Origin of the sequence: Pseudomonas saudimassiliensis (assembly GCF_000939975.1) — a bacterium.
Classification (GTDB): Bacteria; Pseudomonadota; Gammaproteobacteria; order Pseudomonadales; family Pseudomonadaceae; genus Halopseudomonas; species Halopseudomonas saudimassiliensis.
Genome location: NZ_LK391969.1, coordinates 2656654 through 2676047 on the forward strand (window position 1 = coordinate 2656654; position 19394 = coordinate 2676047).

At 61.7% G+C, this 19394-nt stretch carries 20 protein-coding genes; 9 read left to right on the forward strand and 11 right to left on the reverse strand.

Annotated features, from left to right (window positions below):
• Positions 1-29: 29 nt before the first annotated feature.
• Positions 30-431, forward strand: coding sequence for a PilZ domain-containing protein (locus tag VG99_RS12270; RefSeq protein ID WP_044500304.1), 402 nt, complete (start codon positions 30-32; stop codon positions 429-431).
• A 48-nt stretch (positions 432-479) separates the two neighbouring features.
• A complete protein-coding gene (gene sbcB / locus VG99_RS12275; RefSeq protein WP_044500305.1) occupies positions 480-1922 on the forward strand; it encodes an exodeoxyribonuclease I in 1443 nt (480 codons plus the stop codon).
• A 72-nt stretch (positions 1923-1994) separates the two neighbouring features.
• Here the strand turns inward: sbcB and mvaT are convergent, their stop codons facing one another.
• Complete coding sequence (gene mvaT / locus VG99_RS12280) at positions 1995-2369, reverse strand: histone-like nucleoid-structuring protein MvaT (protein WP_044500307.1); 375 nt, start codon at positions 2367-2369, stop codon at positions 1995-1997.
• Between the two features lie 330 nt (positions 2370-2699).
• Here mvaT and purU point away from each other — a divergent pair, with 330 nt between their 5' ends.
• Both purU and VG99_RS12290 read left to right on the forward strand, forming a co-directional pair.
• A complete protein-coding gene (gene purU / locus VG99_RS12285; RefSeq protein ID WP_044500309.1) occupies positions 2700-3551 on the forward strand; it encodes a formyltetrahydrofolate deformylase in 852 nt (283 codons plus the stop codon).
• Between the two features lie 45 nt (positions 3552-3596).
• Positions 3597-4016: a CBS domain-containing protein gene (locus tag VG99_RS12290; RefSeq protein WP_044500311.1), complete on the forward strand. Its 420-nt coding sequence runs from the start codon at positions 3597-3599 to the stop codon at positions 4014-4016.
• A 73-nt stretch (positions 4017-4089) separates the two neighbouring features.
• Here VG99_RS12290 and ahpF read toward each other — a convergent pair whose 3' ends face one another.
• Both ahpF and ahpC read right to left on the reverse strand, forming a co-directional pair.
• Positions 4090-5661: an alkyl hydroperoxide reductase subunit F gene (ahpF, locus tag VG99_RS12295; protein ID WP_044500312.1), complete on the reverse strand. Its 1572-nt coding sequence runs from the start codon at positions 5659-5661 to the stop codon at positions 4090-4092.
• 99 nt (positions 5662-5760) lie between these two features.
• Positions 5761-6324 carry an alkyl hydroperoxide reductase subunit C gene (gene ahpC / locus VG99_RS12300; RefSeq protein WP_044500315.1) on the reverse strand — a complete coding sequence of 188 codons (564 nt, stop codon included), beginning with the start codon at positions 6322-6324 and terminating at the stop codon, positions 5761-5763.
• A 311-nt stretch (positions 6325-6635) separates the two neighbouring features.
• Here ahpC and VG99_RS12305 point away from each other — a divergent pair, with 311 nt between their 5' ends.
• From VG99_RS12305 to ubiT, 4 genes are all read left to right on the forward strand, one after another.
• Positions 6636-7895, forward strand: a complete 1260-nt coding sequence (locus VG99_RS12305; RefSeq protein ID WP_044500319.1) for an acyl-CoA dehydrogenase family protein — start codon at positions 6636-6638, stop codon at positions 7893-7895.
• 202 nt (positions 7896-8097) lie between these two features.
• A complete protein-coding gene (ubiU, locus tag VG99_RS12310) occupies positions 8098-9093 on the forward strand; it encodes a ubiquinone anaerobic biosynthesis protein UbiU (RefSeq protein WP_044500320.1) in 996 nt (331 codons plus the stop codon).
• A gap of 13 nt (positions 9094-9106) precedes the next feature.
• Positions 9107-9997 carry a U32 family peptidase gene (locus VG99_RS12315; RefSeq protein ID WP_044500323.1) on the forward strand — a complete coding sequence of 297 codons (891 nt, stop codon included), beginning with the start codon at positions 9107-9109 and terminating at the stop codon, positions 9995-9997.
• The gene (gene ubiT / locus VG99_RS12320; RefSeq protein ID WP_044500324.1) at positions 9991-10500 is read left to right on the forward strand and encodes a ubiquinone anaerobic biosynthesis accessory factor UbiT; all 510 of its coding nucleotides are present in this window, start codon (positions 9991-9993) and stop codon (positions 10498-10500) included. Before VG99_RS12315 ends, ubiT begins: the two co-directional genes overlap by 7 nt.
• Before the next feature lie 20 nt (positions 10501-10520).
• Here the strand turns inward: ubiT and VG99_RS12325 are convergent, their stop codons facing one another.
• The 6 genes from VG99_RS12325 to VG99_RS12350 form a co-directional block, all read right to left on the reverse strand.
• Positions 10521-10763 (reverse strand): cytochrome C oxidase subunit IV family protein, encoded by a 243-nt coding sequence (locus tag VG99_RS12325; RefSeq protein ID WP_044500325.1) that lies wholly within the window; start codon positions 10761-10763, stop codon positions 10521-10523.
• An 11-nt stretch (positions 10764-10774) separates the two neighbouring features.
• Complete coding sequence (locus VG99_RS12330) at positions 10775-11383, reverse strand: cytochrome c oxidase subunit 3 (protein WP_044500327.1); 609 nt, start codon at positions 11381-11383, stop codon at positions 10775-10777.
• The gene (locus VG99_RS12335) at positions 11380-13224 is read right to left on the reverse strand and encodes a nitric oxide reductase activation protein NorD (RefSeq protein ID WP_044500329.1); all 1845 of its coding nucleotides are present in this window, start codon (positions 13222-13224) and stop codon (positions 11380-11382) included. The genes VG99_RS12330 and VG99_RS12335 overlap by 4 nt, the downstream gene beginning before the upstream one ends.
• A gap of 127 nt (positions 13225-13351) precedes the next feature.
• Positions 13352-14755, reverse strand: a complete 1404-nt coding sequence (locus VG99_RS12340; RefSeq protein WP_044500331.1) for a cbb3-type cytochrome c oxidase subunit I — start codon at positions 14753-14755, stop codon at positions 13352-13354.
• 40 nt (positions 14756-14795) lie between these two features.
• Positions 14796-15242, reverse strand: coding sequence for a c-type cytochrome (locus VG99_RS12345; RefSeq protein ID WP_044500332.1), 447 nt, complete (start codon positions 15240-15242; stop codon positions 14796-14798).
• 39 nt (positions 15243-15281) lie between these two features.
• Positions 15282-16130 (reverse strand): CbbQ/NirQ/NorQ/GpvN family protein, encoded by an 849-nt coding sequence (locus tag VG99_RS12350; RefSeq protein WP_044500334.1) that lies wholly within the window; start codon positions 16128-16130, stop codon positions 15282-15284.
• Positions 16131-16420: 290 nt separating this feature from the next.
• Here VG99_RS12350 and VG99_RS12355 point away from each other — a divergent pair, with 290 nt between their 5' ends.
• Complete coding sequence (locus VG99_RS12355) at positions 16421-18136, forward strand: nitrite reductase (protein ID WP_158023923.1); 1716 nt, start codon at positions 16421-16423, stop codon at positions 18134-18136.
• A gap of 41 nt (positions 18137-18177) precedes the next feature.
• On the opposite strand, the gene VG99_RS12360 is transcribed toward VG99_RS12355, so the two are convergent.
• Both VG99_RS12360 and VG99_RS12365 read right to left on the reverse strand, forming a co-directional pair.
• Complete coding sequence (locus VG99_RS12360) at positions 18178-18531, reverse strand: YbaN family protein (protein WP_204216723.1); 354 nt, start codon at positions 18529-18531, stop codon at positions 18178-18180.
• Positions 18532-18545: 14 nt separating this feature from the next.
• On the reverse strand, positions 18546-19286 hold the full coding sequence (locus tag VG99_RS12365; RefSeq protein ID WP_044500339.1) for a Crp/Fnr family transcriptional regulator: 741 nt from the start codon (positions 19284-19286) through the stop codon (positions 18546-18548).
• Between the last annotated feature and the right edge of the window lie 108 nt (positions 19287-19394).

Here is a 19394-nt window from a genome sequence, read left to right on the forward strand (position 1 = left end):
GCCGATCAACAACAGGAGCATCGCCAGTTATGCAAGGTACCTCTAAGCAGGGAGCATTGCCTGACTCATCGGACCAGTTCAGTCGCCGGATAGCACGGCATCAATTGCCTGCCTATCTGAACGTCTATAACAGTCATACCGGGCATTTCATGGGCACCATGGGCAATCTGTCGTGCAACGGGTTCATGTTGATCAGCCGGTTGCCGGTGATGCTCGGGGCGGAATACGACATGCAGCTGCACCTGCCGTCGGCCACCGGTGAAGGGCTGCAGACGCACAAGTTTCGCGCCGTCAGCCGCTGGTGCCGCCCTGACCTGACACCGGGGCACCATGACGCCGGCTTCAGCATTGTCGAGAACGCGGACCTGTTCGCCAATCTGGCCGATGCATTGCAACACTATTTCAGTTTCGCGCACGCCGGAGATGCCTGACCCGGCCGTACGGGGTACCCTGCAGCGATCACGAGCAGGGGAGCGGTAATGAGCAAGACTATTTTCTGGTATGACTTCGAAGCCACTGGCATCGATCCACGGCGCGACCGGCCATTGCAGGTGGCCGGTGTACGCACGGACGAGGAACTGAACGAGATCGGCGAGCCATTGTGCATCGACTGCCGTATCGCCGACGACATCCTGCCCCATCCCATGGCCTGCCTGGTGACCGGTATCGATCCGGTCCGGGCGCAGCGGGGTCTGCCGGAGGCCCGGTTCATGCAGCTGCTGCATGATGAGATGGCCCAGCCCGGCACCTGCACCGCCGGTTACAATAATCTGCGTTATGACGATGAAATGACGCGATTTTCCCTGTATCGCAATTATTTCGACCCCTATGGTCGCGAATGGCAGGGCGGCAACAGTCGCTGGGATCTGCTGGATGCGCTCCGTACTGCCCATGCCCTGCGCCCGGAGGGCATCAACTGGCCGCAGCAGGATGGCGCTACCAGCCTGCGCCTGGAACTGCTGACCGCGGCCAATGGTATCGACCACGGCCAGGCCCACGATGCACTGGCCGATGTGCGGGCGACCATCGCCATGGCCCGTCTGCTGAAACAGGCCCAGCCGCGCCTGTTCACTTATCTCTTCGAACTGCGCAGCAAGCATCGGGTATGCGAGCTGATCGATCTGCAGCAATGCCGCCCGTTGGTTCATGTCTCCGGCCGTTTTGGCCGCGATCGCCATGGGCTGGCGCTGGTGCTACCGCTGGGCTGGCACCCGCGTAATCGCAACGCCCTGATCGTCTGGGATCTGGCGGTGGACCCGCAGTTGCTGCAGCAACTCTCCGCCGATGAGCTGTGCCAGCGCTTGTATACCCGTACGGAAGACCTCGCCCCCGGTGAGCAGCGCCCCGGGCTGAAACTGGTGCATGTCAACAAGTGCCCGGTGCTGGCCGATGCCAAGGTCCTGCGGGCCCAGGATGTCACCCGGCTGCAGCTCGATATGCAAACCCAATGGGAACGCGCTCGCTGGCTGACCCATTGGCGCATGGCGGGGCAGCAGAAGCTCGCGGCTGTGTATGCCGAGCGCTCATCCGGCGACCCGGGGGAGGCTGACCCGGAGACCCAGCTGTACGGCAGTTTTACCAGCGATAGCGACCGCCAGCTGTTGCCGGCCATCCGCGCGGCCGATGCCAGTACGCTGACCGCGGCGGCCTGGCCGCTACAGGACCAGCGGCTGGTGGATATGCTGCAGCGCTATCGGGCCCGTAACTTTCCCGAATCCCTAAGTTCGGCTGAATTGACCGAATGGTTAAACTTCTGCCGGCAGAAATTGAATGGGGAAATAGCCGGAGCACCCTTGACGTTCGCGGGCTTCTTCCAGGATATGGAACAGGCGATGACGCAGGCGGATGAGGCGGGGCGGGTACTGCTGGAACACTGGCGGCAATATGCCTTGGTATTGGCGGATAAGTTGAAGGCCATCTGATACATAATGAAAAGCCCCGGCATATCGAAATATGACTGGGGCTTTTTCTTCAGCTATTGCCGCATCAAGGGATCAACCCAGGATAGTGGCCCAGCTTTCGACTTTCTCCGCACCGTATTGCTCTTTCCAGGCTTTCAGCGTCTTGTGGTTGCCACCTTTGGTCTCAATGGTTTCACCAGTGTTCGGGTTCTTGTACTGTTTTACCTTGCGCGCGCGTTTGGCAGTGGGTGCCTTTGCCGCTTTGCTGGTAGCTGCAGGTTTGCCCTGGGGATCCAGAAGAGCGACTACATCAGCGGATTCCTTGCCATATTGCTTCATCAGATCCTGCAGCTTTTTCTCGAACTCCAGTTCTTTCTTGAGTTTGTCATCATTGGACAGGGAGTTCAGACGCGCGGTCAGGTCGCGAATGGTATCTTCGATCTGACGGTATTCCTGAAGCATGGACATTTAGTTTCTCCTGTTGAGTATCAAATAGTAAAAGCAATGATAGTTTACCGGAGAGCGGCTGCACAAGGAGTTGAAGATATTTAAGTGTTCAATTGAAGAAACTTTTTGTTAATCCGGTAACGGAATTAGCAGATGCGGAGGTCACGCCCCCATTTCATTTCGATCCGCACCGGATAAAACCATACTGCCGCTGGAATTTCCGCTAGCCAGGAGTAGAATATGCCGCTTTCGAGGCCCTGCCTCGGGGAGTCCATACCTGGCAGGCACGGTGTTCACGGTGCGTTTGCCGGGCGATGGAAAAGCCCCCTCATGACTTCTGGAGTTGATTTGATGCGCACCTTTCGACTGGTAATTGCCTGCCCCGACCGCGTGGGGATTGTGGCCAAGGTCAGTAATCTGCTGGCAACCTACAATGGCTGGATCACTGAAGCCAACCACCATTCGGACAACCTGTCCGGTTGGTTCTTCATGCGCCATGAAATCCGTGCCGATTCATTACCCTTCGATGCTGATGGCCTGCGTACAGTATTTGCCCCCATCGCCGCGGAATATGAAATGGAATGGCAAGTCAGTGATTCGGCCCAGCGCAAGAAGGTCGTCCTGATGGCCAGTCGCGAGTCCCACTGTCTGGCCGATTTGTTACATCGTTTTCACAGTGGCGAGTTGGATTGTGATATTACCAGCGTCATTTCCAACCACGACGATTTGCGCAGCATGGTTGAATGGCATGGCATTCCTTTCCACCATGTGCCCGTTGACCCCAAGGACAAGAAGCCGGCGTTCGATGAAGTTAGTCGGCTGGTCAATGAGCAACAGGCTGATTGTATTGTGCTGGCGCGTTATATGCAGATTCTGCCCGCCGATCTCTGCCAGCAATACGCGCGACGGGTTATCAATATTCACCATAGTTTCCTTCCTTCTTTTGTGGGCGCCCGGCCTTATCATCAGGCGGCCCAGCGCGGGGTAAAACTCATTGGTGCAACTTGTCACTATGTAACCGAGGAACTGGACGCCGGCCCGATCATCGAACAGGACGTCGTGCGTATCAGTCATCGGCATAATGCCGAAGACATGGTGCGCCTGGGTAAAGATGTGGAGAAAATGGTACTTTCCCGCGGTTTGCGCTATCACTTGGAAGACCGAGTGTTGGTTCACGACAATAAGACCGTGGTGTTCGGCTGACCATAGACCTGCCTGACACCCCGGCCCAAGCGCGGGGTATCAGGCATGCTCAAGTCAATGAAAGTCCGGGATTACATGAATACCGAGCCGGTGACATTAACGCCGGACACCAAGTTGCATAAAGCAGTAGATGTTTTTCTGGCCCACCGTATCTCCGGGGCATCCGTCGTTGATATTCACGGCACGCTTGTCGGCGTCCTGTCAGAGAGCGATTGTCTGCGGGGCATACTCAACGGCAGCTATTTCGACGAGGCAGGCGGGACCGTCGGCTCGTTCATGAGTGAAGTTGTCGAGACCATCGATGCGGACGCCAATATCCTCAAGGCGGCGGAGCACTTCGTTCAGAAGAATCGGCGCCGTTTGCCGGTGATGGAGCGGGGGCGACTGGTGGGGCAGATCAGCCGGCGCGACCTGTTGCTGGCATTGAAATCCTTCAACGACCAGGGCAAGCCAAAACGGGGTTGAAGCGAAGTCCGACGGACCGGCACAAAAAAGCCGCACCTTGCAGGGTGCGGCTTTTTGCTTACTGCCGGGTCACTCAGGCACTTTCAGCGACGGCTTCCGGCGCCGAGGTGCGGATCAGGTGGTCGAAGGCGGCCAGGGAGGCGGTTGCGCCGGCGCCCATCGAGACGATGATCTGCTTGAACGGCACGGTGGTGACGTCGCCAGCAGCGAAGACGCCAGGCACCGAGGTGGCGCCGCGGGCATCAATCTCGATCTCGCCGAAGCGGGTCAGCTTGACGTCGCTGTCCTTCAGCCAATCGGTGTTGGGCACCAGGCCGATCTGCACGAAGATACCGGCTACGTCGACGTCCGCGCTCTCACCGGAAACCCGGTCAGTGTAGGTCAGGCCGACCACCTTCTTGCCGTCACCCCGTACTTCGGTAGTGGCAGCGTTCTTGATGATCTTCACGTTCGGCAGCGAACGGGCCTTGCGCTGCAGTACTTCGTCGGCACGCAGGGTGTCGCTGAACTCCAACACGGTCACGTGCTCGACAATACCGGCCAGGTCGATGGCCGCTTCGATACCGGAGTTGCCGCCGCCAATCACCGCCACGCGCTTGCCCTTGAACAGCGGACCATCACAGTGCGGGCAGTAGGCGACGCCCTTGCCGCGGTATTCCTGCTCGCCGGGGACGTTCATTTCCCGCCAGCGGGCGCCGGTGGCCAGAATGACCGCGCGGCTGGACAGGGTGGCACCGCTGGCCAGGGTAATCTCGATCATGTCATTGGTGGTCAGCTTGGCAGCAGCCTGCTCGGTGATCACGTCGATATCGTATTCCTTCACGTGCTGCTCGAGGCTGGCGACCAGCTTCGGGCCTTCGGTGTAGGGCACGGAGATGAAGTTCTCGATGCCGACGGTATCCATCACCTGGCCGCCAAAGCGCTCAGCCACCAGACCGGTGCGAATGCCTTTACGGGCCGCGTAGATGGCCGCTGCGGCGCCAGCCGGGCCACCACCGACGATCAGGACTTCATAGGGCTTCTTCTCGCTCAGCTCGGCCGCCTTGCGCTCGGCTGCACCGGAGTCGACCTTGTTGACGATCTCGGCCAGTGTCATGCGGCCCTGGCCAAAGTGTTCGCCATTCAGGAACACGGTGGGCACAGCCATGATCTGGCGGCTCTCGACCTCGTCCTTGAACAGGGCGCCATCGATCATCACGTGGGTGATGTTCGGGTTCAGGGTGGCCATCAGGTTCAGCGCCTGGACCACGTCGGGGCAGTTCTGGCAGGACAGGGAGATATAGGTCTCGAAATGGTACTCACCTTCGAGATTGCGGATCTGGTCGAGCAGGGCCGGGTCAGCCTTGGACGGGTGACCACCGGCCTGCAGCAGGGCCAGAACCAGGGAAGTGAACTCGTGACCCATCGGGATACCGGCGAAGCGTACGCGGGGGCTCTGGCCGGCTTCAGCCACGGCCATGCTCGGGGTACGCTTGTTCTCCACGGCAACCAGACCGATCTTGCTCGACATTTCGGCAATTTCGATCGCGAGTTCGTGCAATTCTTTGCCCTTGGGGCTGTCGTCTACGGACACGCTGATTTCGATCGGCTTGGCGATGTTCTGCAGGTACGTGTCCAGTTGCTTCTTCAGATTGGCGTCCAACATAGTGTGCGTGTCCTGGAAAGTGGGTGAATTTTGGGTGAAAAAAACCCGGCCCGCCGACTGGGCGCAGAGCGCCGCAGCGGGCCGGGTTGTCAGGCCGACTTAGATCTTGCCAACCAGGTCCAGCGAGGGAGCCAGAGTGGCTTCGCCTTCTTCCCACTTGGCCGGGCAAACTTCGCCAGGGTGGGCAGCTACGTACTGGGCAGCCTTGATCTTGCGCAGCAGGTCGGCAGCGTTACGGCCGATGCCTTCAGCAGTGATTTCCACAGCCTGGATGATGCCTTCCGGGTCAACGATGAAGGTACCGCGGTTGGCCAGGCCCTGGTCTTCACGCAGGATCTCGAAGTTGCGGCTGATCTGCATGGTCGGGTCGCCGAGCATGGTGTACTTGATCTTGCCGATGGTCTCGGAACTGTCGTGCCATGCTTTGTGGGTGAAGTGGGTGTCAGTGGATACGGAGTAGACTTCCACGCCCAGCTTCTGCAGTTCTTCGTAATGGTCAGCCACGTCGCCCAGTTCGGTCGGGCATACGAAAGTGAAGTCGGCCGGGTAGAAGAAGAATACTGCCCACTTACCTTTGACGTCGGTGTCGGAAACGGTGATGAATTCGCCGTTCTTGAACGCCTGAGCGGTAAATGGCTTGATTTCAGTATTGATAACGGACATTGAAGACTCCTTGCTGAGCTTGTTGTTTATGGGTTGGAAACAGTGTCTATAGTAGAGGTGCTTCACGGATACTTAAAATAAATTCAGCCTAAGTACCGGATAGCTTTTCTCTATATGGGGATGACCCCATTTTATTTCAAGGCGAATCAATTAAATTGATTTAGGTCAAATTCTATTATCAGGCTGATGAATTATTTAGATTCAGGCCCTGATACAAGATAGCCAGAATTTTATCCAGCTCCTAGCCTAGAGAGTAAGCCATCTGCGTGTCGGTTCAATGAACGCAGACCTTCACTCACGAGGAGATTGAGATGGATTTTGCCTACAGCGCCAAAACCGAAGGGCTCCGCCAACAGGTTCGCGGATTCCTGGACCAACACATTGTACCCCGTCTTGCCGAATGGCACAGGGAAGTTGCCGGCGGCCAGTTTCCGGTGTCCTTCATGGCGGACCTCAAGGCCCTGGCCAAGGAGGAAGGGCTGTGGAACCTGTTCCTCCCGGCGCTGCACGCGGATGAGCCGGGGCAGGGGCTGAGCAATCTCGAATACGCCCCCCTGGCGGAAATCATGGGACGGGTCAGTTGGGCGTCGGAAGTGTTCAACTGCAACGCGCCGGATACCGGCAACATGGAGCTCCTGCACATGTTCGCCAGCCCCGAGCAGAACCAGCGCTGGCTGCAGCCCTTGCTCAACGGCGAGATCCGTTCGGCCTTCGCTATGACCGAACCGGACGTGGCCTCCTCCGATGCGAGCAACATCCAGACCCTGATTCGTCGCGATGGGGATGATTATGTGATCAATGGGCGCAAGTGGTTCATCACCAACGCCTCGCACCCTGATTGCGCCTTCCTGATCGTCATGGGCAAGACCGACCCCGAAGGCGAGCCGCGGCGCCAGCAGAGCATGATCATTGTGCCCTTCGACACCCCCGGCGTGGAGCTGGTGCGCAACATTCCGGTCATGCATCACCTGGCCCCAGAGGGCCACAGTGAACTGGTGTTTCGCAATGTCCGGGTGCCGGCGGCGAACCTGCTGGGCAACGAGGGTGACGGCTTCATGATGGCCCAGGCGCGGCTCGGGCCGGGTCGGGTGCACCACTGCATGCGGGCGATCGGCATGGCGGAACTGGCGCTGGAGTTGATGGTGGACCGCGCCCAGGAACGCAAGACCTTCGGTCGTTACCTGCATCAGCACGGCAGCATCTCCGAATGGATTGCCCGCTCGCGCATGGAGATCGAGCAGGCCCGGCTGCTGGTGCTCAAGACCGCCTGGATGATCGACAACGTGGGAGCCAAGGGTGCCCGTAAGGAAATCGCCATGATCAAGGCGGTGGTGCCGGGCATGCTCAACCAGGTGGTCGATCGCGCCATGCAGGTGTTCGGCGCCATGGGCCTGACCCCGGATACGCCCCTGGCGGACCTGTGGATCAGCTCCCGCTGCCTGCGCATCGCCGACGGCCCCGATGAAGTACACCTGCGCAGCATCGCCCGGCTGGAAATCGACGGCAGCCAGGATCGGCGCGGCAGCAGCAGCGACTACCTGACCCCGGCGGATGTGCTGCGCACCCGCTGAGATCCACCAGCTCGATGGGCGGAGTCAGCCGGTAACTCTGATGCTGCCGGCTGGCACTGGTACGAGCGGGTGCTCGAACCTCCCAGGAACCCCATCGTAGACGCGCAGGGGACCCTCAAGCACTTTGCCTTGACCTTGATCAATGACCTTTGCCGCCAGCCGGCGCACAGTCCCCGGCTGACTTTGATCAAAGGGAGTTCCCATGCAACTGGTCTGTCCCGCAGGCAGTCTGCCTGCCCTCAAGGCGGCGGTGCGGCAGGGTGCCGATGCCATCTATACCGGTTTTCGCGATGACACCAACGCCCGCCACTTCTCCGGTCTCAACTTTACCGACAAGCAATTGGAGCAGGGGCTGCAGCTGATCCGCCAGCAAGGCCGCCAGCTGTATATCGCCGTCAACACCTATGCCTTGCCCGACGGCTGGAAGCGCTGGCAGCGGGCGGTGGACCAGGCCGCGGATCTCGGCGTGGACGCGCTGATTGCCGGTGATCCGGGGGTGCTGGCCTATGCCAGTCGACGTTACCCCGCGCTCAACCTGCACCTGTCGGTACAGGGATCGGCGACCAATGCCGGTGCGCTGGCCTTCTACCACGAGCAGTACGGTATCCGCCGCACGGTGTTGCCCCGGGTGCTGTCGCTCAACCAGGTGAAGCAGGTGGCTGCGTCCAGCCCGGTGCCGGTGGAGGTTTTTGCCTTCGGCAGCCTGTGCATCATGGCCGAGGGGCGTTGTCACCTGTCCTCCTACGTGACCGGCGAATCGCCCAACCTGTGCGGCGTCTGCTCCCCGGCTAGCGCCGTGCGCTGGCAGGAAGAGCCGGACGGCCTGACCTCCCGGCTCAGCGGGGTATTGATCGACCGTTACCAGCCGGACGAGGCGGCAGGTTACCCGACCCTGTGCAAGGGGCGTTTCATGGTGCATGGCAAGCGCTTCCATGCCCTGGAAGAGCCGACCAGCCTGAACACCATGGACCTGATTCCTGAACTCACGGCCATCGGTGTGGAAGCCGTCAAGATCGAAGGACGCCAGCGCAGCCCCGCCTATGTGGAGCAGGTCACCGGGGTTTGGCGCAAGGCGCTCGACAGCTACCGGGCCAATCCGCAGCGCTTTGCCGTGGAGGATAGTTGGCGCCGCGTGCTCGATGGCGTGTCCGAAGGCAGCCAGACCACCCTGGGCGCGTACCACCGCGCCTGGCAGTAGGAGATTACCCCTGATGAAACTGACCCTGGGCCCCATTCTGTTCTACTGGCCACGCCAGCAGATCCTGGATTTCTACGCGGACATGAGCGAGCAACCGCTGGATATCATCTACCTTGGCGAAACCGTCTGCTCCAAGCGCCGTGCCCTGTCGCTGGATGACTGGATTGGCCTGGCCCGCGATGTGCGGGAGGCCAGCGGCGCCGAAGTTGTGCTCTCGGGCCTGACCCTGATCGAGGCCGCCTCGGAGCTGTCGAGCCTGCGGCGCCTGTGTGACAACGGCGAGATCAAGGTGGAAGCCAACGATATGGCCGCCGTGCATTTCCTCAGCCGCAAGGGCGTCGAGTTCGTGGGTGGGCCGGCGCTGAACCTGTACAACGCCTTTGCCCTGGAAGAACTGACCCGCAATGGCATGACCCGCTGGGTGCCGCCGGTGGAGTGCTCCGCGGACCTGTTGGCCGCTTTGATGCAGCAGGCCGGGGAGAACAATCTGGAGCTGCCGGAAATCGAAGTCTTCGCCTGGGGCCATCTGCCCCTGGCCTATTCGGCGCGCTGCTTCACCGCGCGGGCGGAGAACCTGCCCAAGGATGACTGTGGCTTTGTCTGCCAGAACTATCCCGAAGGGGTACCCCTGACCAGCCAGGAAGGCCAGCCGGTGTTCACCCTCAACGGCATCCAGACCATGTCCGCCACGCCAACCAACCTGCTGGCTGAATACCCGCGCATGGCGCGCATGGGCATCGACGCCCTGCGCCTGAGCCCACGGGCCCGGGATATGGCCCAGGTGGTACAGATGTTCGACCGGGTACGCCAGGGCGATCATCCACCCCTGGCGCTGGACGGGTGCAATGGTTACTGGCATGGCCAGCCGGGCATGCTGCGGGTCGAGGAGGTGGGATTATGCTGAGCCCTGCACAGTTATTGTTACGCGCCGGTGCGCCGGTGTTGCCGCTGGGTCGGCACGTGCCCTTCATCGTGCAGCGCCTGGTGATCGAGAAGGCCATGGCGCGGCTGTTTGCCCAGCCGCTGGAGGAGGGGGAGTTCGATGTGCTGCAAGGCCGCTGGCTGCGTATCGAAGTGACTGACCTGGGTCTGGCCTGGAGCCTGACCCGCGCGGAGAAGGGGCTGCGCCTGGCGCAGCATTCCCCGGTGGATGTGTGTATTCGCGGTAACTGGCAGGAGTTCCTGTTGCTGGCCAGCCGGCAGGAAGACCCCGATACCCTGTTCTTCCGTCGCCGGCTGATCATCGAGGGTGACACCGACCTGGGCCTGGCGATCAAGAACCTGGTCGACAGCCTGGACCCGGACCTGATGCCGCCCCGGCTGTGGCAGCTGATCGGCTGGCTGGGGACCGCGGCCAAAGCGCAACAGGACGGCAAGCGTCCCGTACCCGCCCGGGTCCCGGGCTAGGCGTCATCGCGGCGGCGGGCTCAGATGTTGAACACCGCCGCCGCACCCAACACCAGTACCAGCCAGCCGCTGACCACCCAGCGCAGCCATTGGGGCGCGGTGCGCAGGTCCATGAACTCATCGATCAACCACTGTCCCTTGACGAAGGTCAGCGCCAGCACGCAGGCCACGACCCAGCTGCCGTCGAAGCTATGGCCGAGCCACCAACCCAGCAGGGTAAGCAGCAGCAGGCCGGCGAGGGCGAATTTGAGCAGGTGTTGCATGGCGTAGCTCCTCAGGGCAGCACGTACAGCAGGGGAAACAGCACCAGCCAGACCAGGTCGACCATGTGCCAGTAACTAGCCGCTGACTCGCCGGCCATCCGGACCTTCTCTTCATCACCGTAATGACCGCTGCGGCAGCGTTGGGCGACCACCAGCAGGATAGCCATGCCGATCAGCACGTGGGCCATGTGAAAGAAGGTGGTGAAGAAGTAGAAGAAGTAGAAGGTGTTGGTGCGCAGGTTGTAGCCGTCGCCAAACAGGATTCCATATTCGGTGATCTTGATGCCGACATAGGCCAGGCCGCACAGCGCCGCCAGGACAAACCCGTTGACCAGCGCCTGCGGTCGGCCGGTGGCGGCGCGCTTGACTCCGTTGGCGGCAAAATAGCTGCCGGTGAGCAGGATCAGCGTGTTCGCCAGCCCGGCCTCCGGGTGCAGGGTGGCGATGCCAGCGCTGAATATCTCCGCCCAGTGGCCCCGGGCGAAAGCCATGCTGCCGAGCAGCAACAGGAACGCCAGCAGCTCGGCGAGAATGAAACACCACATCGCCAGGTCGCCCGGCAACCGCCGGTGCGGGTTGACTGTGGTCTCGGTGAGGACGGCGTCGGAGCTGAATGTCATGTGGTTCTCCCGGTCAGCAACAGATAGAGCTTCGGCAGCAGGCTGGGTAGTTCCGCCGCCTGGCGGATCAACTGGTAGCGTTGCTGGCCGAACAGATAGGGGAGGTAATCCGCGGCCTGCTGGTCGATGGTCACGCAGAACGGCTGGATGCCGGCCTGGCGCGCTTCCAGCAGGGCCTGGCGGGTGTCTTCCATGCCATAGCGGCCTTCGTAGGCATCCAGGTCGTTCGGCTTGCCGTCGGTGAGCAGCAGCAACAGGCGCTGTTCGGCGGGCTTGTCCTTGAGGATCTCGGTGGCCTGGCGGATGGCGCCACCCATGCGGGTGTAGTAGCCGGGCTTGAGGTTCTGGATGCGGCCATGGATCGCGTCACCCCAGGGTTCGGCGAAGTTCTTGATCAGGTTGAAGCGCACATGGTCGCGGCGCCGGGAAGAAAAGCCGTACATGGCAAAATCATCCTGGCCGGCGTCCAGCGCCTCGCCGAGCAGGTGCAGGCTGTCGCGAATCACGTCGATGACCTGGTGGGTATTATCCGCCCAGGCTTCGGTCGACAGGGACAGATCGGCCAGTACCAGACAGGACAGGTCCCGGTGCCGGGCGGTTTCGCGGCGCCACAGGGCCGGTTGCGAACTGGCCTGGCCGCGGCGCAGGTCGGCGGCGTGGTGCAGGCAGGCGTCCAGGTCCAGCAGGGTACCGGTGGCCTGACGTTTTTCCCAGATGCGCTGGGGCTGCAAGCCCTGGAAGCGCTGGCGCAGGTTCTTCGCCAGGGGCAGCAGGCGCGGCGGCAGCGGGGTCGGCTCGGCATCCCGGGGCAGCATGGGGATGACTCGGCAGTGATTCTCCCGCAGTTGCTGTTTCTTCCAGTCCCACTCGGGGAACAGGCAACCATCGCCCAGGGGAATGTCGTCTTCGGCGGCGGAGGGCAGGTCCAGGTCCAGCTTGATCCGCGAGGCGCTGGTGCTGGGGCTGCGCGACAGGCTCAGATGGTCAAGATCCTCGGCGATCTGCTCGCTGTCCTCGTCATCGCTGTCGTCCTCGCAGCGGTCCACCGGCACGAATTCGGACCAGGAGAACAGGCTCTCCAGACGGAAGATCATCAGGCCATTGCGTTGCTGGTTGTCGTCCACATAACGGCCCTGCTTGCGGTGTTTGCTCTGGCGCACCTTCCCCTGGCCGTTGGACTCGCCGCCGCTGTCATCTTCATTGGCTGCGGGCGGGCGGTAGTGGGCTTCCTCCGCCAGTGGGTACAGCCACAGCGGCACCGGCCAGGGTTCGTCGGGCGCGCAGGGCAAGGCGGGTTGGCTGCCGGGCGCGAGCAGCGCCCGTTGCAATGCGGCTTCGCGTTCGGCCTGGGCGGCGGGCAGGCGGGTATTGGCGCGGCGAATATCCACCAGGCAGCGGGCCAGGGTGTAATAGAGGTCGGATAACCCGGGGTAGGCGGCAAGGGTGGCCAGCACCAGTTGCTGGTTGGTCTGCAGCCAGTCGCCGGCCGGCAGGGTGTCGGCGCGGCTGGCCATCGCCGTCAGCCACAGATACAGGTCGCGGTTCAGCGCCTGCTCGGGGAACACCGCCAGGCTTTCCGGTACCCGCAGGGCCTCGGCTTCGCGCCAGGCCAGGGCATGGCGGCGACCGGTGCCGGCGAGGCGATGGGCCAGTGGGCGCCAGGCTTTGATATTGCGCTCGGTACTGGCCTTGATGGTCAGCCCGGCGTCGCCGCTCAGGGCACGAAAGACCATGGCCAGGCGCGGACCTTCATCCTCCAGCCGGACTTGTGCGTGGGGAAATCCGTTTCCGGCCAGGCGGGTGATCAGCCGGTGCCAGCGAATACCTACGGCCTCTTCCATTGCAATATCTCCTGTGGCTGGAGGGGGTTCCGGCAAGGCTGCCGGAACCGGGGAATAGGGCTGCCGGGGGTGCCGGCAGCGGTAGTGCGGTTGGTGTGTCGGGCCAGGCCCGACACCGGGTTGCAGATCAGGCAGCGGCCATCAGTACGGGAGAAGCTTCACGGGTACTGCGGGCGACCAGGAAGCTGTACAGGTACATGCCCAGGCCGACGGCGAAGCCGACGCCAGCTGCCAGGCGCATCCAGTACACATGCATGATGGCGTCCTGGGTCTGCATGTAGCCGAGGGCACCGGCGTCATCGGGCAGGCGCTGCAGCTCGATCTGGATCCAGCCAGCCCAGGTCAGCAGCAGGGTGATCGCCAGCATGCTGATGCTCATGACCCAGCAGGAGGCGATTTCCACCGCCTGGGCGCGCGGGCTGTTGGCTTCACGGCCGTGCAGTTTGGGCCAGGCGTAGGAAATGATGGCCATGGCAATCATCGCGTAGGCACCAAAGAACGCCAGGTGACCGTGGGCTGCAGTGAGCTGCGAACCGTGGGTGTAGTAGTTCACTGGAGCCAGGGTATGCAGGAAGCCCCACACGCCAGCACCGAGGAAGGCCATGATGGTGCAACCGACAGCCCAGGTAACCGCGGCCTTGTTCGGGTGCTCACGGCGACGCTGCTTGAGCATGCTGAAGGCGAACAGCACCATCAGGAAGAACGGCAGCGGTTCGATGGCGGAGAAGATCGAGCCGATCCACAGCCAGTAGTCCGGTGCGCCGATGAAGAAGTAGTGGTGACCGGTGCCGAGGATGCCGGAGATCAGCGCCATGGCAATGATCAGGTACAGCCACTTCTCCACGACTTCGCGGTCAACGCCAGTGGTCTTGATCAGGATGAAGGCCAGGATCGCACCCAGGATCAGTTCCCAGACGCCTTCCACCCACAGGTGCACAACCCACCACCAGAAGTACTTGTCCATGACCAGCGACATGGGGTTGTAGAAGGCGAACATCCAGAACACGCCCAGACCGATCAGGCCAGTGATCAGCACCATGTTGACCACGGTCTTGCGACCCTTGAGCACGGTCATCAGGATGTTGAAGACGAAGCCCACGACCACCAGCGCAATGCCGATCTTGGTAATGGTCGGCTGCTCGAGGAACTCCCGGCCCATGGTCGGGAAGTACTTGTTGCCGGTGATTTCCGCCAGGGTGGAATAGGGCACCAGCAGGTAGCCGAGGATGGTCAGCACACCGGCCACGGCGAAGATGCCGCACAGCCAGTAGCCGAGCTTGGGGCTCCAGAGTTCGGTCTGGCTCTCCTCCGGTACCAGGTAGTAGGTGGCACCCATGAAGGCGAACAGCAACCAGACGATCAGCAGGTTGGTGTGCACCATGCGGGCGACGTTGAAGGGGATTTCCGGGAACAGGAAATCGCCGATGATGTACTGCGTGCCGAGGATCAGACCGAAAATGATCTGCCCGACGAAGAGGAGCATGGCAATGGCGAAGTAGGGCTTTGCCACCGCCTGTGAAGCGTATTTCATGATGTGATTCCTTATGCTGTCAGAGTCTGCTCAGGGGTACTCAGCCTTCCTTGTTCGGCGGCCAGTCGTTGATATCGATCCGTGACGACCAGATCAGGAAGTCCGACATGGCATCCAGCTCTTCTTCGCTCAGGTTGAATTGGGGCATTTGCCGACGACCTTCCACATTGGTCGGCATGGCCGCCATCCAGGCGCCGAAGTAGGCGCGGAACGCCACTTCGTTATCCATGCCGCGTCGCTTGAACACGTTGACCAGCTCAGGCGCGAAGTACGCACCTTCGCCCATCAGCGAGTGGCAGCCGGCACAGTTGTTGTTCTCCCACAGCTCCTTGCCGTGGGCGACTGAGGCGGTCAGCTGATCGCGGTTTTCCCGTTCCGGGATCGCCGTGACCGTATCCACCGTCAGGCCAATGAACAGCAGCATGAAAAACATGCCGCCACCGTAGTAGATGTTGCGGGCCATGCCCTTGGTAAAGCGCTCCGACATGTTGATCTCCTCGGGTTATGCGGATTGCGTGCTCGCCGGTCAGGCGATTTTTCTGTTGGCTTGTTGTTGTCCAGGTTCAGCAAAGTGCGCTCTGACCACGTCCATGATGGCCGCCTGGGCGGTAGGCTCGTCGGTGAGCGGCTGGGCGACGCAGGCTTCACAGGCCTGGCGCGGGTCCATGCCGGCGGCGATCAGGCGGCCGGTATGGATCAGCAAACGGGTGGAAGGCGCTTCCTCCAGGTCATGCTGGCCGAGGTGGCGCAGGGCATTGCCGAGGGCCACCAGCTGGGTGGCGCGCACCGGGTCGAGCCCGGCTTCGTGTTGAACGATGCGGCTTTCCACGGCGGCTTCGGGATAGTCGAAGGCCATGGCGGCGAAGCGCTGGCGGGTACTGGGCTTGAGCCCCTTGAGCAGGTTGCGGTAGCCGGGGTTGTAGGACACCACCAGCATGAAACCGGGCGCGGCCTGCAGTTCCTCGCCGGTGGCTTCCAGCGGCAGGATGCGGCGGTCATCCGCCAGCGGGTGCAGTACCACGGTAATGTCCTTGCGCGCCTCGATGACCTCGTCCAGATAGCAGATGGCGCCCTCGCGCACGGCGCGGGTCAGGGGGCCGTCCTGCCAGAAGGTGCCGTTGGCGCCGATCAGGTGGCGACCGACCAGGTCGGCCGTGGTCAGGTCGTCGTGGCAGGCAACGGTATACAGCTTGCGGCCGAGGCGCTGGGCCATGTGCTGGATGAAGCGGGTCTTGCCACAGCCGGTCGGGCCCTTGATAAGCACCGGCATGCCGAAGCGGTCGGCCTGCTCGAAGAGTTCAACTTCAGCGCCGCTGGCATGGTAGAACAGCCCTGCCTGCTGGTCGGGGCGACGATCTAACCGGAGTGTGTCCATGGGGTGGTTCCTTGGATGGATGCATTCATCTCATCCCTATCAAGGACCGTGCCACAATGTAACTTATTGAAATACAAGGATTAATGTGGGTAGCTGGTTTAATAAACCCAAGCGCTTGAGGGTCCGTTCAACCAATATGGGTGATTTTTACCCTAATAAAGCCTGCGATGGTATGTCGCACCCTGCCGCTGCGTCAGCCTGCCGCAGGACCATTTGACGGCCATCAATCGTTCTGCGGAGCCAATGTTCCATGATGCCGGCACGATTTTATTCCAGGAAAGGAGCGTGCCATGAGAATGACCAAACCGTTGACTGCCGCCATCAGTGTGTTGGCGCTGACAATAACAGCTGCCGCCTTCGCCCAGGGTTCCGACCCCGAGAAGGCTGCCGCAGCTTATCAGGGAGAAGCCTCCGCCGTGGACCCGGCGCTGGCCAGAGTCGTGCACACCCCCGGTGCGCCGGATCTGAGCGAGGCCGATTTCAACAAGGCCAAGGAAATCTACTTCCAGCGCTGCGCCGGTTGCCACGGCGTGCTGCGCAAGGGCGCCACTGGCAAGCCGCTGACCCCGGACATCACCCAGCAGCGCGGCCAGGCCTATCTCGAGGCGCTGATCTCCTATGGTTCGCCTGCGGGGATGCCGAACTGGGGCACCTCCGGCGAACTGACCCCGGAAGAAATCACCCTGATGGCCAACTATATCCAGCATGAGCCGCCGACCCCGCCGGAATGGGGCATGCAGGCCATGCGTGATAGCTGGAAGGTGCTGGTCAAGCCGGAGGATCGTCCGACCCGGCAGATGAACAAGCTGGATCTGCCCAACCTGTTCTCGGTGACCCTGCGTGACGACGGCAAGATCGCCCTGATCGACGGTAACAGCAAGAAGATCGTCAAGACCATCGACACTGGTTATGCGGTACATATCTCCCGCATGTCCGCCTCCGGTCGCTATCTGCTGGTGATCGGCCGTGACGCCAAGATCGACATGATCGACCTCTGGCCCAAGGAGCCGACCAAGGTGGCGGAGATCAAGGTGGGCATCGAGGCCCGCTCGGTGGAGACCTCCAAGTTCAAGGGCTTCGAGGACAAGTACGTGATCGCCGGCGACTACTGGCCGCCTCAGTTCGCCATCATGGATGGGGAAACCCTGGAGCCGCTGAAGATCGTTTCCACCCGGGGCATGACGGTGGACACCCAGGAATACCATCCGGAGCCGCGCGTGGCGGCGATCATCGCCTCCCACGAACATCCGGAGTTCATCGTCAACGTCAAGGAAACCGGGCAGGTGCTGCTGGTCAACTACGAAGACCTGGACAACATGTCCATCACCACCATCGGCACTGCGCAGTTCCTGCATGACGGCGGTTGGGATAGCAGCCACCGCTACTTCATGACCGCGGCGAACAACTCCAACAAGGTGGTGGTCATCGACTCCAAGGATCGCAAGCTGGCGGCTATCGTCGACGTCGGCAAGATTCCGCACCCGGGTCGCGGCGCCAACTTCGTCCACCCAGAATTCGGCCCGGTATGGGGCACCAGCCACCTGGGGGATGACACCCTCTCGCTGATCGGCACCGATCCGGAAAACCATCCGGAGCATGCCTGGAAGGTAGTGGATACGCTGAAGGGGCAGGGCGGCGGTTCGCTGTTCATCAAGACCCACCCCAACTCCACCAACCTCTATGTGGATACCACCTTCAACCCGACCGCGGCGGTTGCCCAATCGGCGGCGGTGTTTGATATCAACAATCTCGACGCCGGTTACAAGGTGCTGCCAATTGCCGAGTGGTCGGGAATCAAGGGCGGCTCGCGCCGGGTGGTGCAACCGGAGTACAACGAGGCCGGGGACGAGGTCTGGTTCTCCGTGTGGAGCGGGCAGGAAGAAGAATCCGCCATTGTGGTGGTCGACGACAAGACGCTGGAGCTGAAGAAGGTGATTCGTGACAAGCGACTGATCACCCCGACCGGCAAGTTCAACGTCCATAACACTCAGCACGACGTGTACTGAGTCGGTGCGGGGCGCTCAGCGCCCCGCATCTCCCTCGCTGTTCAGCTTTCCCGCCGCGTCCACAACCACAAGGCCACGCAGGGCAGAAACAGGCTGAGGAACCAGCGCAGCCACAGCGGCGCCGGCATCAGCCAGATCATCAGGATGCTGCTCAGCATCAAGCCACTCGCCAGCCATTTTGCCCGCCGCGGCACCGCCCGGTGGTCCCGCCAATTGCGGATCAGGGGTCCGTATTTTTCATGCTGCAGCAGCCGCTGCTCCAGCGCCGGCCAGCCCCGCGCACCGGCCCAGGCGGCAACCAGCAGAAAGGGTGTGGTCGGCAGGCCAGGCAGCAAAACTCCCAGGGCGCCCAGGCCCAGCGCCAGTGACGCCACGCTGCGCCAGAACCATTTCATCAGCATCCGCGGCCCTAGTGGTTGTCGGTGGCGATAAGACCTGCCTTGTACTCGATGTGCTGCTGCCCGCCGGCGAACTCATCAAGCAGGTTGGTAATGCTCGGAATGCTGATATGCCGGGCGCGGCTATCGATCAGCCCCCGTTCGCGCAGGTTGGCAATGGCCCGGGAAAAGGTCTCCGGCTTGATCGACAGGCGAGCGGCAATCAGGCTCTTCGGCAGCACCAGTTCGATCTCGGCGCTGTCGCTGGCGCGGTCGCGTACCTGGCTGACCAGGTACAGGGCCAGGCGTTGGGTGGCGTTCTGCAGGGTCAGGTTTTCCAGCTCGTCCAGCCGCTGGTGCAGGCGCACGCTCATGTGTCCGAGCAGGTGCAGGCAGGTCTGCGGATTCTGCTCCAGGTGCCGCAGCATCAGGCGGTTGGTGAAGCCGATCAGCTTCACCGGCTCCAGCGCTTCGGCACAGACCGGGAACACCGACTTCTGCATGAACATCACCGCCTCGGCAAAGGTGTTGCCGGCGGTGATGATCTCCACCACCTTCTCCTTGCCATCGGCGGAGATGCGAAACAGCTTTACCTTGCCACTCTGCACTAGATAGAAGCGCTCGGCGGGATCACCCTGCCGCTGGATCAGTGCCTGGGCGGGATGGTCACGCACCTGGGCATCGGCCAGCAGCTCTTCCTGAGCCTGGGGGGTGAAATGAGAAAACAGCGAATGATTCAGAATCATCTGCCGTTGTTCCTTAGTCAGAGCCATATCTTGCCGCCTTTGAATGATTTGTTGCAGGTTAGGGCCAGTTGCCATGCCATCGCAAGTCGCAGGGCCCGTCCGCTAACGGAGAAAACGCGATTCCCGGTGTTATTG